Origin of the sequence: Pantoea sp. QMID4, assembly GCF_030270445.1 — a bacterium.
GTDB lineage: Bacteria > Pseudomonadota > Gammaproteobacteria > Enterobacterales > Enterobacteriaceae > Pantoea > Pantoea vagans.
Map to the genome: position 1 here is coordinate 287,404 of NZ_BSXL01000003.1, position 16,086 is coordinate 303,489.

The window sequence follows — 16,086 nt, forward strand, 5'->3', positions numbered from 1 at the left end:
AAAATGGATGCATTGATTTTGATAGGCAGTTTGCTGGTGTTGCTGGTGGTGGGTTTTCCGGTCGCCTTTGCGGTGGGACTGAGCGCCTTTATCGGAGCCTGGTGGATCGATCTGCCGCTGGAAGCGGTGGTGATTCAGGTGACCAACGGGATTAACAAATTTTCGCTGCTGACCATTCCGTTCTTTATCCTCGCTGGCGCGATTATGGCAGAGGGCGGCATTGCCCGTCGCCTGGTCAACTTCGCCTATATCTTTGTCGGCTTTATTCGCGGCGGGCTGTCGCTGGTTAATATCGTCGCGTCAACCTTTTTTGGCGCTATCTCCGGTTCGTCGGTAGCCGATACCGCCTCGATTGGTTCGGTGATGATTCCGCAGATGGAGGAGAAAGGCTATCCGCGTGACTTTGCGGCTGCCGTAACCGCCAGCGGCTCCGTTCAGGCGGTGCTGACGCCTCCCAGCCACAACTCCGTCATCTACTCGCTGGCGACCGGCGGCATGGTAACCATCTCCTCGCTGTTTGTTGCCGGGATCTTCCCTGGCCTGCTGCTCGGCGGTTGCCTGATGGTGATGTGTCTGGGCTTTGCACATAAACGCGGCTATCCCAAAGGCGAGCGTATTCCGTTTCGTCAGGCGCTGAAGATTTTCTTCGACGCCTTCTGGGGGCTATTTACCGTCGTGATCATTATGGGCGGGATCCTCTCTGGCATCTTTACCGCCTCGGAGTCCGCTGCGATTGCGTGTATCTGGGCGTTCTGCGTCACCATGTTTATCTATCGCGACTTCAAATGGAGTCAGTTGCATATCCTGCTGTTCCGCACCATTAAAACCGTCACCATCGTGATGGTGCTGATCGCTTTCGCGGCCGGGTTTGGCGCGGTAATGACCTTTATGCAACTGCCGACTATTATTACCGAAGCGTTTACCAGTCTCTCCGATAACAAATATGTCATCCTGATGTGTATCAACATCCTGCTGCTGGTGGTAGGCACGCTGATGGATATGGCGCCGCTGATTCTGATCCTGACGCCGGTGCTGCTGCCGGTAGCCACCGCGCTAGGGGTCGATCCGGTTCACTTTGGCATGATCATGCTGACTAACCTGGGCATCGGGCTGATTACGCCGCCGGTCGGCACCGTGCTGTTTGTGGCCAGCGCAGTGAGTAAGCAGAAGATTGAGCAGGTCGTCGGGGCGATGTTGCCGTTCTACGGCATGCTGTTCCTGGTGCTGATGCTGATTACCTATATTCCCGCTATTTCACTCTGGTTGCCGCGCCTGATGGGCGTGATGTAGCACCATGAAAACCGGCCTGTTCGCAGGCCGTTTTTTTTCCTGCGACGCACTCTGATAATCACCATTGAGTCTCAACCCTGCTGGCCGTTTCGTGATAACGTGGGGGCTTAGTCTGAAGCGGTAAAGGCGACTCATGACCACCAGAAAAATTGATACCACGCTCGTCAGTGCAGGACGCAGCAAGCGTTATACCCAGGGCTCGGTGAATAGCGTCATTCAGCGCGCCTCTTCGCTGGTTTTTGATACGGTTGCGGAGAAGAAACGCGCCACCGCCGGTCGGGCAAAAGGCGAACTTTTTTATGGCCGCCGCGGCACCCTGACGCACTTTGCACTACAGGATGCGATGACCGAGCTGGAAGGCGGTGCGGGCTGTGTGCTCTATCCCTGCGGCGCGGCTGCCGTGGCGAACGCGATTCTGGCGTTTGTCGAGGCGGGCGACCACGTACTGATGAGCGGCGCGGTCTATGAACCGACGCAGGATTTCTGTACTAAAATTCTCGCTAAGCTGCAGGTTTCCACCGGCTGGTTCGATCACTGTATCGGCAGTGAAATCGGGGAGCTGGTGCAGCCCAACACCCGTGTTGTTTTCCTTGAGTCGCCCGCTTCGATCACGATGGAAGTTCAGGATATTCCGGCGATTGTGGCAGCGGTACGCGCTAAAGCGCCCGAAGCGATCATCATGATCGACAACACCTGGGCGGCCGGTATTCTGTTTAACGCGCTGGCGTACGGCATTGATATTTCGATTCAGGCCGGCACCAAATATCTGATTGGTCACAGCGATGCAATGATCGGCACGGCGGTCGCCAATGCACGCTGTATCGATCAACTGCGTGAGAACTCTTATCTGATGGGCCAGATGGTAGATGCCGATACCGCCTACATGGCGAGCCGCGGTCTGCGTACGCTGGGCACCCGTCTGCGTCAGCATGAAGAGAGCGCAATTCAGGTGGCAGAGTGGCTGGCGGCGCGCCCGGAAGTGGCACGGGTGAATCACCCGGCACTGGCGCAAAGCAAAGGTCATGCATTCTGGCAGCGCGATTTTAACGGCAGCAGCGGCCTGTTCTCATTCATCCTGCAGGAAAAATTAGACGCGCCCCAACTGGCGGAATATCTCGATCACTTCCATCATTTCAGCATGGCTTACTCCTGGGGCGGCTATGAATCCCTGATCCTGGCGAATCAGCCGGAAGAGCTCGCTGAGATTCGTCCGGCGGGCGGTGTGGATTTCACCGGCACGCTGGTGCGGCTGCACATTGGTCTGGAGCACGTTGATGATCTGCTGGCTGACCTGGAGGCCGGTTTTGCGCGTCTGACGCGCTAAGTCAGATAAACAGAAAGTAAACAGAAGATAAACCACGTAGCGGCGGCCCGGAGAGTTTGCCGGGCACCGGCTCATTTGTTGTTAAAATTTATCCCGCATCGTTCAGCTTACCGGTGAGATTGCTGTGCTGCCTGAACGCAGACGGATTGTTCCTTGTGACGTGATGGAATCGCTAATGGGTGTTTTACACGAGATTGTCCAGGCGCTCTGGCATCAGGATTTTGCCGCGCTGGCAAATCCGGAGGTGGTGTGGGTGGTATACGGCGTGATGTTTCTGACGCTGTTTCTGGAAAATGGTCTGTTGCCCGCCTCTTTCCTGCCGGGTGACAGCCTGCTGCTGCTGGCCGGGGCGATGGTGGCTAAAGGGGTGATGGATTTTGTGCCGACGATGGTGATCCTCACGACCGCCGCCAGCCTCGGCTGCTGGCTGAGCTATCTGCAGGGCCGCTGGCTGGGGAATACCCGACTGGTGAAAAGCTGGCTGATGCATCTGCCGGCACAGTATCACCAGCGCGCCTGGAATATGTTTAACCGTCACGGGCTGATGGCGCTGCTGGTCGGCCGTTTTCTTGCCTTTATCCGCACTATCCTGCCGACCATGGCGGGCATTGCAGGCCTGCAGAATGGCCGCTTTCAGCTGTTTAACTGGCTCAGCGGCGTGCTGTGGGTCGGCATTGTGGTTGCCTTTGGCTATGGCATCAGCCAGGTGCCGTTTATCAAGCGTCATGAAGATCAGGTGATGGCGATTCTGATGATACTGCCGATGGTGCTGCTGGTGCTCGGCCTGTCCGGCAGCATTGTGGTGATCTGGAAAAAGCGTCGCCAGAAACGCGCCTGACGCGCGTCTGCCTTTCGGATCCGCCGCCATTCAGGCGGACGGATCCGCTACCGTCTGCCTGACACGACTCACCTCTTCCCCCGGCGTCACGCCGAAATAGCGTTTAAACTCCCGCGAAAACTGTGAAGGGCTTTCATAGCCCACCCGCACCGCCGCCGCACTCGCCTTGAGTCCATCGTGCAGCATCAGCAGTCGCGCCTGATGCAGGCGATAGCGCTTGAGATACTGTAACGGCGAGGTCTGCGTCACCGCTTTGAAGTTATGGTGAAAGGCTGAGACGCTCATGTTTACTTCCGCTGCCAGCGCATCGACGCTGAGGTTTTCCGCATAGTGATTTTCAATACGCCGCAGGGCGCGCGCGATGAGGCTGAACTGCGTCTGTCGGCTCACCAGCGAAAGCAGCGCGCCGCCAATCGGGCCAGTCAGCACATAGTAGATAATTTCCCGCACAATATGCGGTCCCAGCACGCGCGCATCGCGCGGCTGGGTCATCACATCCAGCAGTCGCTCCGCGGCGCACAGCATCGGTTCCGTCAGCCACGCCGAGTGAATACCCGAAGTCTGCGGCTGCGGCTGAAACTGATCGTCGTCGCCGATTTCAATCAGCAGATCCTGCAGGCTGGCGGTATCAACCCTGAGACACAGCCCGGCAATCGGGATCTCCGGCGAGGCCCAGGTTTCGCACTCCACCGGCAGCGGCACGGTCAGCATCAGGTATTTGCTGGCGTCATACTGAAACACGGTGCTGCCGAGATAGCCGGTTTTGCTGCCCTGAAACAGGATGACAATGCCGGGCTGATACATCATCGGCGTACGGGGACGATATTGACTGGCATAAATCAGCGATACATTTTCGACCGGACAAAGACGGTCGCGACCATGGGTCATTAAGGTGACTACCTGCTGTGCCAGCCGGTGACACAGTGCATCGTGCGCCATAGCGACTCCTTTACGGGCAAAAAGCCAGTGTGCCGTGCTAATGCCTGAACCACCAGCAGCCTGGAGAATCAGGCAAGAAATTTACCGGATCGGGCAGAAGACCAGACCCGCTGTTGTTGCTGGCGCTGAGCAGGCTGAAAATTGTTGGCTAGACTTAAGCACAGTGAATTCTCACGGGTTAACCGCAACGGAAAGGAGCAACTATGGCAGACCAACCCATTATCAAACTGCGCGATGGCAATATGATGCCGCAACTCGGACTCGGTGTGTGGCAGGCCAGCATCGAAGATGCGCGTCATGCAGTGCTGAAAGCGCTTGAGGTCGGCTATCGCTCAATCGATACCGCCGCCGCCTATAAGAATGAAGAGGCGATTGGCCAGGCTCTGCAGGAAACCGATGTGCCGCGCGAAGAGATTTTCGTGACCACCAAACTGTGGAACGACGATCAGCAGAATGTTCAGCAGGCGATGGAAACCAGCCTGGAGAAACTCAAACTGGAGCAGGTCGATCTCTATCTGATGCACTGGCCGTGCCCGGAAAAAGACCATTACGTTGATGCCTGGAAGAAGATGATCGAACTGCAGCAGCAGGGGCTGACCAAAAGCATTGGCGTCTGTAACTTCCATGAAGCGCACCTGAAGCGTCTGCTGGATGAAACCGGTGTGACGCCGGTCGTGAACCAGATTGAGCTGCACCCGATGCTACAGCAGCGCACGCTGCATGCGTGGAACGCGCTGCACCAGATCCAGACCGAATCCTGGAGTCCGCTGGCGCAGGGCGGTAAAGGCGTTTTTGATCAGGAGATCATCAAGTCGCTGGCGAAGAAATATGGCAAGACCCCGGCGCAGATCGTGATCCGCTGGCATCTGGATAGTGGTCTGGTGGTGATTCCGAAATCGGTGACGCCAGCTCGTATCGAAGAGAACTTCAAGGTCTTTGACTTCCGTCTGGATAAGCATGAAGTGAGTGATATTGCGAAACTGGACAGCGGCAATCGTCTGGGGCCGGATCCGGAAACCTTTAACTGACGTGAAGGTGATCTTAACCACTCTGCCCTGCCGTTGACGGGCAGAACGGGCTTAACGCGGTCAGTCGGGCTCTTCCCGCCTGACCGCGCTGTTATGCGGTGGGCTGCACCACCAGTTGACCGGCAGTGCCGCGATCGGCCAGTTCCAGCGTCTGACTGTAATAGACGAAGGGGAAGTGATCGGACGAACTTTGCGGGAAGCTGACCATCAGTTCCACGCTGCCATCGACCCACACCGTATCTTTCCAGCCACGATCTTCACCCATCGGTTGTGCGCCATTCACACTTTTAATCAGGAACATCACGCCCTGAATATGCAGCGACTGCGGCCGATCGGCGTGCAGGATCCAGCGCTCAAAGGTGCCCTGCTGCGCAGTGGTGTCAATGCGGTTCATATCCCAGAGCGCACCGTTGATGCCCGGCATGCTGTCACCGATGCGGAATTCACGGGTGCGCACCGCCACGCCATCCAGAATCTGGTCGGCCAGCAGCCGCATCGGCAGATTATCCGTCACCAGCGGCAGTAAGCCGGTTGGGCGCAGCGTCAGGATCAGGGTGGAGGTCAGAATAGAAGATGGCTCAAAGAAACCGCGCAGCCGATCCATAATGCCTGCCGCCGTTCCCGCCGTAATCGATACTTCATCACCCTGCGACATATCCACCAGCACTTCGCGACGTTCGCCTGGTGCCAGTGACAGACGCTGCACCGCAACCGGCGCAGACAGATAGCCCTGATCGCTGGCAATGACCATAAACGGACGATTGTCGCTGAGCACCATCTCATAGCGTCGCGCATTCGAGGCGTTCAGCAGACGCAGGCGCACCCAGCCGCGTGACACCTCAACATAAGGATTGCGTACGCCATTCACCAGCAGCGTATCCCCCAGGAAACCACCATCCTGCGGCGGGTCATAGACCGGCGTGGCAAAGTTATCGAGCCGCTTGTCCTGAATGATGATGGGGAAGTCATCGACGCCGTAATGTTTCGGCAGCGGCAGCTGTTTGCCGATGTCATCTTCCACCAGCCACATACCCGCCAGACCGTTATAGATATGCGGCGCCATGCGGTTTGGGGTATTGGCGTGATACCAGCAGGTTGAGGCCGCCTGACGAATCGGCAGCACCGGCGACCAGTCGACACCGGCCGACATCATACGTGGCGCGCCACCCATTAACGCACCCGGCAGCTGCAAACCGCTGACGGTCATGGAGACGGACTCATTCAGCCGGTTGCTGTAGATCAGCTTAACGTCGTCACCGCTGTAAACCCGGACGGTCGGGCCAAGGTAAAGGCCATTGATGCCCCACACCGGCACTTTGTTATTGTCGCCATTAAATGACCAGTGGCTGCGCTGCATCGTCAGGAACAGCGGCTGGCCGCGACGGGATTCCAGCAACGGCGGAACCGGAAGTGGCGTATCGCCATTGGCTGAAGAAGCGGCATGTGCCGCATGAGGGAGTAAACTGGCGCTAAGCGCCGCTCCGGCAGAAAGCTGGATGAACTGACGTCTGCTGAAAGACATAAAACTTCTGACCCTTTACGCGTGGCGCTAAGCGCCGGCCCTGTTTTTATTGATCTGTTTTTGCTGTGCTGCGTTCACGACGAGCCGGATAAGGCCCGCCGCGCGGCATCCATGCAGGATAGTTCGGCGAATGACTCGCCGGTCAGATTTTTCCGTTTTTTTCGCGTTCTGCGACTTCGGCGTTGAGCTCTTCCAGCTTCGCCGCCATCAGTTCGCGACAGTGAGTCGCCAGCTTACGCACCGACGAAGACTCGAATGCTTTTACATCAACCGGCGGCAGCATCTCAACAATGACCAGACCGTTGTTCCAGCGATTGAGATCGATCTTGCCATGGGTATTGGAGACCACAATCGGAATGATCGGCACGCCCGCCGCCACGGCAGCGTGGAAGGCACCGGTTTTAAATGGCAGCAGGCCACGGCCACGGCTGCGCGTCCCTTCCGGGAACATCCAGATAGAGATGTGCTTGCGGTTAAACTGATCCACCAGCTCACCGATGGTGCCGCGCGCTTTGGCCCGGTCATCGCGGTCAATCAGCAGGTTGCCGGTCAGCCAGTAGAGCAGGCCAAAAAACGGCACCCACAGCAGGCTCTTTTTACCCACGGTTACCGTATAGGGCTGCACCATTTTGGCCGCGGTGACCATGTCGTAGTTGTTCTGATGGTTGGCAATATAGATCGCATTACCATAATTCTCCGCACCTTCCGGTTTGCGCAGATCAACTTTAAGACCAAACACCGTCGATAATTTGCCGAACAGATGGCCGAAAGTGGCGACGTGGCGCGGATCGCGTGGTGAAAAAAGACACCAGATACTGCCAAAGATACAGATCAGGATCGAATAAATGACGACGATAATGGCACGCAGAATCAGTAACATAGTTCCCTCATAGAGCCACGGCTGACGCAGGGCCAGCCGGGTTGTTTACGCTTCGCTATCCGGGCTCGCCGGACGCGCAGGGGCATCCAGTTCAACTCGATCAATTTTTTGCAGGCCGCGCGGTAACAGCGTGCCGCGACGTCCGCGATCGGCGCGGAATTTCTGTAGCTCTTCACTGCGCAGCAGCATTTTACGCTTGCCCACGTGCAGCGTGATCGCGCTGCCCGGCGGCAGGATCATCAGCCAGGCCAGTTTGTCCTGACCGGCAGCGGCTTCTGCTGACGGAATCGAGATGATTTTGTTGCCCTTGCCTTTCGACATCTGCGGCAGTTCGCCGACAGGGAACATCAGCATCCGTCCCGCCTGGGTGATCGCCAGCAGCATGTCATCTTCATGATGGACCGCCATTGGCGTCATCACGCGGGCATTGTCGGGCAGCGTCAGCAGCGCTTTACCGGCGCGGTTGCGCGATATCAGATCGCTGAAGGTACAGATAAAGCCGTAGCCCGCATCAGACGCCATCAGCAGTCGCTGGTCATCTGGCTCCATCAGCACCTGTTCAACTACCGCACCCGGCGGGGGCGTCAGTTTACCGGTCAGCGGCTCGCCCTGTCCGCGTGCGGAAGGCAGCGATGTCGGATCCAGCGTATAGCTGCGGCCGGTGGAGTCGATAAAGGCCACCGGCTGATTGCTCTTGCCGCGTGCGGCAGCCAGATAGCTGTCGCCCGCTTTATAACTCAGTCCGGCTGGATCGATATCGTGACCTTTCGCGCTGCGCACCCAGCCCATCTGCGACAGCACAATGGTGACCGGTTCAGACGGCACCAGCTCGGTTTCGCTCAGGGCTTTGGCTTCTTCACGCTCACACAGTGGCGAACGACGATCGTCGCCGTAGCTGGCGCTGTCAGCCTGTAACTCTTTTTTCAGCAGGGTGTTCATCTTGCGTTCAGACGCCAGCGTCGCCTGCAGCTGATCACGCTCTTTTTCCAGATCCGCCTGCTCGCCACGGATCTTCATCTCTTCCAGTTTTGCCAGGTGACGCAACTTCAGTTCGAGGATCGATTCGGCCTGCGTTTCACTGATGCCAAAACGCGACATCAGTACCGGCTTCGGCTCATCCTCAGTACGGATGATCTCGATCACTTCATCGATGTTCAGGAAAGCAACCAGCAAACCTTCAAGAATATGCAGGCGGCGCAGCACGCGATCCAGTCGGTAGTTCAGACGGCGTTTGACCGTGTCGCGGCGGAATACCAGCCATTCGGTCAGGATCTCGTGCAGGTTTTTCACCGCCGGACGGTTATCCAGGCCGATCATATTGAGGTTAACGCGGTAACTCTTCTCCAGATCGGTGGTGGCGAACAGATGGTTCATCACCTGATCGAGATCGACGCGATTAGAGCGCGGCACGATCACCAGACGGGTCGGGTTCTCATGATCTGATTCATCACGCAGATCCTCCACCATCGGCAGCTTTTTGTTGCGCATCTGGTTAGCAATCTGCTCCAGCACGCGCGCGCCTGATACCTGATGCGGCAGCGCGGTGATAACCACCTCGCCCTCTTCTTTCTTCCATACCGCACGCTGGCGGATGGAGCCGCGCCCGGTCTGATAAATTTTGCGGATTTCGTCACGCGGCGTAATGATCTCTGCCTCGGTTGGATAATCCGGTCCCTGGACAATATCCAGCAGCTGGTCCAGCGTAGTTTTCGGCGCGTCGATCAGGGCGATCGCCGCCTGAGCCACTTCGCGCAGGTTGTGTGGCGGAATATCGGTCGCCATGCCGACGGCGATACCGGTGGTACCGTTCAGCAGAATATTGGGCAGGCGCGCCGGTAACATCTTCGGCTCCTGCAGCGTGCCATCAAAGTTCGGCTGATAGTCGACCGTGCCCTGACCCAGCTCGCCCAGCAGCAGCTCGGCATATTTTGACAGACGGGATTCGGTGTAACGCATCGCCGCGAACGACTTGGGATCATCCGGCGCACCCCAGTTACCCTGGCCGTCAACCAGCGGATAACGGTAGGAAAACGGCTGGGCCATCAGCACCATCGCTTCATAGCAGGCGCTGTCGCCGTGCGGATGGTATTTACCCAGCACGTCACCCACGGTACGCGCCGATTTTTTGAATTTTGCGCTGGCGCTCAGGCCCAGCTCGGACATGGCGTAAACGATACGTCGCTGAACCGGCTTTAATCCGTCGCCAATGTAAGGCAGTGCGCGGTCCATGATGACGTACATCGAATAGTTTAAGTACGCATTCTCGGTGAATGTGTGCAGGGCAAGACGCTCTGCACCATCCTGAGTCAGTTCACTCATTGATTTCTCATCCTCACATCGTGGCCCACAACGGCGGGACACCCGGCGGTGGTTTGGCGAGGATAGTACCTTATTCCCTGGTGTTAGTCACAGGGGAAGCGCGGGACAAGAGGTGTTCCGCCGCGCAATTTCATGTGCCTGAGGCACGCCGGATTCAGACCGGCAAGTGCCTGACCTCTCAGCGGAAGTGAATCAGGGCTTTGCCCCTATCCACTGACGGGCAATATCACGATATTCACCGGTGGCGGTGCTGAGATGCACCCACTGATCGACATAGAGCTTCCAGCTGATGTCGTCACGCGGGATCATGTAAGCCTTCTCGCCATACTGCAGCGGTTTGTCGGGATTGATCGCGCAGAGCGTCGGGTAATGCTGCTGCTGAAAACGCGCTTCAGAGGCATCGGTAATCATCACATCCGCCTTGTTGTCGACCAGCTGCTGGAAGATGGTGACGTTATCGTGGAACAGCGTCAGCGAGGCCTCTGGCAGATGGCTGTGCACAAAGGCTTCGTTGGTGCCACCAGCCGGTTCAATCAGACGTACGTCTGGCCGGTTGAGCTGTTCGATGGCCTGGAAGCGATCTTTATCGCGGCAGCGCACCAGCGGAATTTTGCCATCCACGTCCAGCGGCTGTGCGAACCAGGCGGTCTGCTGGCGTTTCAGCGTGACTGAGACGCCGCCGACGGCGATATCACACTGCTTTGCCAGAAAGTCTGGCATCAGGTTTTTCCAGCTGGTCTGTACCCACTCCACCTTCGCACCGAGTGAGGTAGCCAGCGCATTCGCCATGCTGATATCCAGCCCTTCATACTGACCATCGGGTCGCAGATAGCTGTAGGGTTTGTAATCGCCGGTGGTGCAGACTTTGAGCGTCTTGGAACTGAGAACGGTGTCAAGATGAGACTGCGCATGGACAGCACCGCTGGCCAGCAGCAAAGCGAGGATTAATTTTTTCATTCTGATTTTTTCTATAATTTTTTATGGTGAGTTTGCCCACCGATGGTGCCACAAACCGGCGTATTGTTGCTGCTACAGCAAAAGTGTTGTGATCAACTTCGCATTTTTCTGCAGCTGCGGCGCGCGTAAGCTGAGCACCCTATTCAGGAAACGAGGCAACCTATTCATGAGCAGGATTTTAATTATCGATGGCGGCAAAACTTTTGCCCACTCTAAAGGCGAACTGAACCACACCCTGACCGATGTTGCGGCCAGCCAGTTGCGTGACATGGGACATGAGGTGACAGTCACCGTAGCTGACAGCGATTACGTGACCACCGATGAAGTGCAGAAATATGTCGACAGCGATGTGGTGATTTATCAGATGCCGGGCTGGTGGATGGGCGAACCCTGGACGGTGAAGCGTTACATCGATGAAGTCTTTACTGAAGGCCACGGTTCACTCTACGCCAGCGATGGTCGTACCCGCTCCGATGCAGCAAAAAAATATGGTTCCGGCGGTCTGCTGCAGGGCAAAAAATATATGCTGTCGCTGACCTGGAATGCGCCGCTGCAGGCCTTTACCGACCCGGAGCAGTTCTTTGAAGGCGTCGGCGTCGATGGTCTCTATCTGCACTTCCACAAAGCCAACCAGTTCCTGGGAATGGAAGCGCTGCCGACCTTTATCTGCAATGACGTGATTAAAGCACCGGACGTGCCACGCGATATTGCCGCTTATCGGACCCATCTTAGCCGCGTTTTTGCGTAAGATAGTCAGGAGATACCACCCCATTTTCTCACGAAAGAGGAATTCGAGAATGTTAACAGTCGTAGCTGAAATTTGTGTTAAACCCGGTCGCCGTCAGGCCGTGCTGGATGCAGTGAAAAAGCTGATCCCGCAGGTCTTAGAAGAAGACGGCTGCCATCAGTATGACGCGCTGCTGGATCATCAGGCGCAGGTGCCATGGAAGCAGAACTCGCCAGACTCTATTTTCATGGTGGAGCAGTGGGAAACGTTGCGCCATCTGGAGCAGCATCAGCAGATGCCGCATATGGATGCGCATCGCGCCATCATTAAAGATGATGTGGTGGATGTGAAGATTCTGGTGCTGGAACCGAGTGCCTGACTAATAAGCTGATTGCTGATGTGCCTGTATTCGTGCTGGAGGCTGCTGACAAACTCAACGCTGAGTGCCTCTGGCAGCAACACATTAGCGCAACACGAAGGGAATATGGGCGCGTCCCGCGCCGGGGACAAAAACGCCGGGAGCGTTTTTGAACAACGCAAAGCGTTGGCCCGGCAACGGGCGCTCCTCATGGATGAGGTGCGTACTCGTGCGGGTCGAGCGACCAGGGACTGGCTTAAGCGTCTTTCCAGTCTGTCCATATTCCCTGAGCGGGCACAATCAGAAAGCAAATCCGGCCAGACTTTGTCACCCTCCTCAAACCTCTGCTCTGCGACAGCGATTTTTTGTTTCTGACAGACCGTTTTAAAGCATTTGACGCCGATCAATCTCGGTGCGGAGAAAATCGAGAAAGCAGCCGATACGCGAAGAGAGCGTGGTGTTACGGTAATAAACCGCATGCACCGGCAACCGCAAATCGCGGGTTTCCGCGGGAAGAACCGGCACCAGCCGGCCAGCGGCGCAATCTTCCCGGCTGACAAAGTCGGAGAGGCGGGCAATCCCTTGACCTGCCAGCGCCAGCTGCCGGATGGTTTCACCGCTGGAAGCTGAGAGTGTCGGCTTGACGCGCATAAAATCCCCATCAGGCTGCCAGATCGGCCAGACGTTGAGGGTGTCAGGATAACTGAAGCCGATGGTCTGATGCTGTGCAAGATCGGCAACGCTCTGTGGCGTGCCCGCTTTCGCCAGATAGGCCGGACTGGCCATCAGCCGGATTGCACTACTGCCGAGCAACCGGGCGCGCAGCGTAGAGTCACGCAGTTCGCCAATGCGAATGGCAATGTCGGTCTGCTGCTCCAGCAGATCGATCATGATGTCGTCGGTATTCAGCTCAAGCTGGATCAACGGATAACGGGCGCGAAAATCCTCTACCAGCGGCACAATCACATGCAGCATAAAAGGCGTCGCAGCGTTCACCCGCAGCCGTCCTGACGGCATCTCGCGCCGCAGGGCAATCTGCTCTTCGGCCTGCTCAACCGAGGCCAGGATCTGGCGCGCATGCTCCAGAAACACCTGTCCCTCTTCAGTCAGCGCCAGCCGTCGGGTAGTCCGATGCAACAGCGTGGTCTGCAGCTTGCTCTCCAGCCGCGACAGCGCCCGGCTGATGCCTGAACTGGTCTGCGCCAGCTGGGATGCCGCCGCAGTAATAGAACCGCTGTCCACCACCGCCACCCAGGCGCGTAGCTCTTCCAGGGTAATTTTCACAATGGTTACTGTCTCTGCTCTGAATCTGCCGGGTTCTCTGAGGATGTGCAGGCTGAAGCACAAAGAAAACAGGACGCTTTCGCGTCCTGTTTTTACACTTCAATATCGGCCATATCGCCTTTTTCCTGCAACCAGTTACGCCGGTCTTCGGAACGTTTTTTCGCGAGCAGCATATCCATCATGCGCAGCGTCTGGTCAACATCCTCTTCACTGATCGTCAGTTGTACCAGGCGGCGGGTATTCGGATCCAGCGTCGTTTCGCGCAGCTGCAGCGGGTTCATCTCGCCCAGCCCTTTAAAGCGCTGAACGTTCGGTTTGCCCTTCTTGCGTTTCAGCTGTTCCAGCACGCCCTCTTTCTCATCTTCGTCCAGCGCGTAGTAGACCTCTTTACCGAGATCGATACGATAGAGCGGCGGCATGGCAACGTAAACGTGACCGTTTCTGACCAGTGAGCGGAAATGTTTTACGAACAGCGCACAGAGCAGTGTGGCGATATGCAGACCATCGGAGTCCGCATCCGCCAGAATGCAGATCTTGCCGTAGCGCAGCTGCGAAAGATCTTCGCTGTCAGGATCGATGCCAATCGCCACGGAAATATCATGCACTTCCTGCGACGCCAGCACCTCATCGGAAGAGACTTCCCAGGTGTTCAGGATCTTGCCTTTCAGCGGCATGATCGCCTGATATTCACGATCGCGCGCCTGCTTGGCCGATCCACCTGCCGAGTCCCCTTCGACCAGGAACAGTTCTGTTTTATTCAGATCCTGCGCGGTACAGTCCGCCAGCTTGCCCGGCAGAGCCGGTCCGCTGGTGAGCTTTTTACGCACCACTTTTTTGGCTGCCCGCATACGACGCTGGGCGCTGGAGATCGCCAGCTCAGCCAGCATTTCCGCCGTCTGAATATTCTGATTCAGCCACAGGCTGAAGGCATCTTTTACAACGCCAGAGACAAAGGCAGCACACTGACGTGAGGAGAGACGCTCTTTGGTCTGCCCGGCAAACTGCGGATCCTGCATCTTCACCGACAGCACGTAGGCACAGCGATCCCAGATGTCTTCCGCTGAGAGCTTCACACCACGCGGCAGGATGTTGCGGTATTCGCAGAATTCACGCATCGCATCCAGCAGCCCCTGACGCAGGCCGTTAACGTGCGTACCGCCCTGCATGGTCGGGATCAGGTTAACGTAGCTTTCCGTTAACAGCTCGCCGCCTTCCGGCAGCCACAACAGCGCCCAGTCCACCGCTTCGACATCACCGGCAAAGCTACCCACAAAGGGTTTTTCCGGCAGCGTCGGCAGGCCATTCACCGCCTCACACAGGTAGTCGGTCAGGCCATCTTCGTAGCACCAGCGCTGCTCGGTATTGTTCAGCTTGTCTTTGAAGACAATCTCAACGCCAGGGCAGAGCACCGCTTTGGCTTTCAGCAGATGGGAAAGACGCGATACCGAGAAACGCGGGCTGTCGAAGAAGCTTTCATCAGGCCAGAAATGGACGCGCGTGCCGGTATTGCGTTTCGCCACCGTGCCGGTGACGGTGAGATCCTGCACTTTGTCGCCATTTTCGAACGCCATGTCATAGATTTCGCCATTACGGCGCACCGTGACTTCGACACGTTTTGACAGGGCGTTAACCACAGAAATGCCGACGCCGTGCAGGCCGCCCGAGAACTGATAGTTTTTGTTGGAGAACTTGCCGCCCGCATGCAGACGACACAGGATCAGCTCAACGGCAGGCACGCCCTCTTCCGGATGAATATCCACCGGCATGCCGCGACCATCATCAATCACTTCCAGCGACTGATCAGCGTGCAGAATCACTTCAACCCGCTTTGCGTGGCCGCCCAGCGCCTCATCGACGCTGTTATCAATCACTTCCTGACCCAAATGGTTGGGACGCGTCGTATCGGTGTACATGCCCGGACGACGGCGAACAGGCTCAAGGCCAGTCAGGACCTCAATGGCATCCGCGTTATAGTTAGATTGACTCATCGTAAATGTCTGATTAGAAGGGTGAAATGGGGTGCGATTTCCGCATTACTCAGGGATGATTCAGACCGAGAAAGTCCAGAATCTGCGGGAAATGGCGCTCGAATCCAGTAAATGCATGATTACCGCCCTTTTCTACCGTATGACGGCACGCGCTGTAATAGTCGAGCGCCTGGCGGTAATCGAGAACTTCATCGCCGGTCTGTTGCAGCAGCCAGAGTAAATCGGGCGCTTCCAGCGGTTCAATCTGCATTACTTTGAGATCGTAAATGTGTCGTGACTCTAACACATATTGCTGACCGGTGTAGGGATTCTGATTTTCGCCCAGGAAATCCGCCAGCAGCTCAAAAGGTCGCACCGCAGGATTAACGACCACGGCAGGCAGCATAAAGCATTGCGACAGCCAGGTGGCGTAATAACCGCCCAGCGAAGAGCCCACCAGCCCCAGCGTTTCGCCACTGCGGCTCAGCACCAGATCTTCCAGCATGGCCGCGGCATCGGCCGGAAAAGTCGGTAACTGAGGCACGATCATCTCGATCCCGGGATGCTGCGCCTCTAACCATTGCCGGAACTGCGTTGCCTTCGCCGACTGCGGCGAGCTGTTAAAACCGTGCAGATAAAGCAATGCCGCCACG

Annotated in this window: 14 protein-coding genes; 6 read left to right on the top strand and 8 right to left on the bottom strand. The window is 56.9% G+C overall.

The window, feature by feature from the left end; genetic code table 11:
* Positions 1-3: 3 nt before the first annotated feature.
* From QSK07_RS08760 to QSK07_RS08770, 3 genes are all read left to right on the top strand, one after another.
* On the top strand, positions 4-1,290 hold the full coding sequence (locus QSK07_RS08760) for a TRAP transporter large permease (RefSeq protein WP_285721385.1): 1,287 nt from the start codon (positions 4-6) through the stop codon (positions 1,288-1,290).
* Positions 1,291-1,423: 133 nt separating this feature from the next.
* Positions 1,424-2,614 (top strand): cystathionine beta-lyase, encoded by a 1,191-nt coding sequence (metC, locus tag QSK07_RS08765; protein WP_285721386.1) that lies wholly within the window; start codon positions 1,424-1,426, stop codon positions 2,612-2,614.
* Between the two features lie 175 nt (positions 2,615-2,789).
* Entirely contained in the window at positions 2,790-3,452 is a 663-nt protein-coding gene (locus tag QSK07_RS08770) for a DedA family protein (RefSeq protein ID WP_275221542.1), read from the top strand.
* A 30-nt stretch (positions 3,453-3,482) separates the two neighbouring features.
* On the opposite strand, the gene QSK07_RS08775 is transcribed toward QSK07_RS08770, so the two are convergent.
* Complete coding sequence (locus QSK07_RS08775; RefSeq protein WP_150014756.1) at positions 3,483-4,391, bottom strand: AraC family transcriptional regulator; 909 nt, start codon at positions 4,389-4,391, stop codon at positions 3,483-3,485.
* Positions 4,392-4,594: 203 nt separating this feature from the next.
* Between QSK07_RS08775 and dkgA the strand changes: the two genes are divergently transcribed.
* Complete coding sequence (dkgA, locus tag QSK07_RS08780) at positions 4,595-5,419, top strand: 2,5-didehydrogluconate reductase DkgA (RefSeq protein WP_061063370.1); 825 nt, start codon at positions 4,595-4,597, stop codon at positions 5,417-5,419.
* 91 nt (positions 5,420-5,510) lie between these two features.
* Here dkgA and ftsP read toward each other — a convergent pair whose 3' ends face one another.
* The 4 genes from ftsP to QSK07_RS08800 all read right to left on the bottom strand — a co-directional run bounded on the left by ftsP (position 5,511) and on the right by QSK07_RS08800 (position 11,097).
* Entirely contained in the window at positions 5,511-6,941 is a 1,431-nt protein-coding gene (gene ftsP / locus QSK07_RS08785) for a cell division protein FtsP (RefSeq protein ID WP_098052354.1), read from the bottom strand.
* A 142-nt stretch (positions 6,942-7,083) separates the two neighbouring features.
* The gene (locus tag QSK07_RS08790) at positions 7,084-7,821 is read right to left on the bottom strand and encodes a 1-acylglycerol-3-phosphate O-acyltransferase (protein ID WP_285721387.1); all 738 of its coding nucleotides are present in this window, start codon (positions 7,819-7,821) and stop codon (positions 7,084-7,086) included.
* A 45-nt stretch (positions 7,822-7,866) separates the two neighbouring features.
* The gene (gene parC / locus QSK07_RS08795; protein ID WP_033733904.1) at positions 7,867-10,140 is read right to left on the bottom strand and encodes a DNA topoisomerase IV subunit A; all 2,274 of its coding nucleotides are present in this window, start codon (positions 10,138-10,140) and stop codon (positions 7,867-7,869) included.
* A gap of 192 nt (positions 10,141-10,332) precedes the next feature.
* The gene (locus QSK07_RS08800) at positions 10,333-11,097 is read right to left on the bottom strand and encodes a transporter substrate-binding domain-containing protein (RefSeq protein ID WP_285721388.1); all 765 of its coding nucleotides are present in this window, start codon (positions 11,095-11,097) and stop codon (positions 10,333-10,335) included.
* A gap of 166 nt (positions 11,098-11,263) precedes the next feature.
* On the opposite strand from QSK07_RS08800, the gene QSK07_RS08805 reads away from it, so the two are divergent.
* The gene (locus tag QSK07_RS08805) at positions 11,264-11,845 is read left to right on the top strand and encodes an NAD(P)H-dependent oxidoreductase (protein ID WP_285721389.1); all 582 of its coding nucleotides are present in this window, start codon (positions 11,264-11,266) and stop codon (positions 11,843-11,845) included.
* 49 nt (positions 11,846-11,894) lie between these two features.
* Positions 11,895-12,203, top strand: a complete 309-nt coding sequence (locus tag QSK07_RS08810) for a putative quinol monooxygenase (protein WP_098052350.1) — start codon at positions 11,895-11,897, stop codon at positions 12,201-12,203.
* A gap of 363 nt (positions 12,204-12,566) precedes the next feature.
* Here QSK07_RS08810 and QSK07_RS08815 read toward each other — a convergent pair whose 3' ends face one another.
* From QSK07_RS08815 to yqiA, 3 genes are all read right to left on the bottom strand, one after another.
* A complete protein-coding gene (locus QSK07_RS08815) occupies positions 12,567-13,466 on the bottom strand; it encodes a LysR substrate-binding domain-containing protein (RefSeq protein WP_098052348.1) in 900 nt (299 codons plus the stop codon).
* 92 nt (positions 13,467-13,558) lie between these two features.
* The gene (gene parE / locus QSK07_RS08820) at positions 13,559-15,454 is read right to left on the bottom strand and encodes a DNA topoisomerase IV subunit B (RefSeq protein ID WP_033733909.1); all 1,896 of its coding nucleotides are present in this window, start codon (positions 15,452-15,454) and stop codon (positions 13,559-13,561) included.
* A gap of 49 nt (positions 15,455-15,503) precedes the next feature.
* Entirely contained in the window at positions 15,504-16,085 is a 582-nt protein-coding gene (gene yqiA, locus QSK07_RS08825) for an esterase YqiA (protein ID WP_285721390.1), read from the bottom strand.
* Position 16,086 lies beyond the last annotated feature (1 nt).

Excerpts from the sequence above, each read along its gene's own strand:
- QSK07_RS08760 (WP_285721385.1), top strand. The coding sequence starts at position 4 with ATGGATGCATTGATTTTGATAGGCAGTTTGCTGGTGTTGCTGGTGGTG.
- metC (WP_285721386.1), top strand. The coding sequence starts at position 1,424 with ATGACCACCAGAAAAATTGATACCACGCTCGTCAGTGCAGGACGCAGC.
- QSK07_RS08770 (WP_275221542.1), top strand. The coding sequence starts at position 2,790 with ATGGGTGTTTTACACGAGATTGTCCAGGCGCTCTGGCATCAGGATTTT.
- QSK07_RS08775 (WP_150014756.1), bottom strand. The coding sequence starts at position 4,391 with ATGGCGCACGATGCACTGTGTCACCGGCTGGCACAGCAGGTAGTCACC.
- dkgA (WP_061063370.1), top strand. The coding sequence starts at position 4,595 with ATGGCAGACCAACCCATTATCAAACTGCGCGATGGCAATATGATGCCG.
- ftsP (WP_098052354.1), bottom strand. The coding sequence starts at position 6,941 with ATGTCTTTCAGCAGACGTCAGTTCATCCAGCTTTCTGCCGGAGCGGCG.
- QSK07_RS08790 (WP_285721387.1), bottom strand. The coding sequence starts at position 7,821 with ATGTTACTGATTCTGCGTGCCATTATCGTCGTCATTTATTCGATCCTG.
- parC (WP_033733904.1), bottom strand. The coding sequence starts at position 10,140 with ATGAGTGAACTGACTCAGGATGGTGCAGAGCGTCTTGCCCTGCACACA.
- QSK07_RS08800 (WP_285721388.1), bottom strand. The coding sequence starts at position 11,097 with ATGAAAAAATTAATCCTCGCTTTGCTGCTGGCCAGCGGTGCTGTCCAT.
- QSK07_RS08805 (WP_285721389.1), top strand. The coding sequence starts at position 11,264 with ATGAGCAGGATTTTAATTATCGATGGCGGCAAAACTTTTGCCCACTCT.
- QSK07_RS08810 (WP_098052350.1), top strand. The coding sequence starts at position 11,895 with ATGTTAACAGTCGTAGCTGAAATTTGTGTTAAACCCGGTCGCCGTCAG.
- parE (WP_033733909.1), bottom strand. The coding sequence starts at position 15,454 with ATGAGTCAATCTAACTATAACGCGGATGCCATTGAGGTCCTGACTGGC.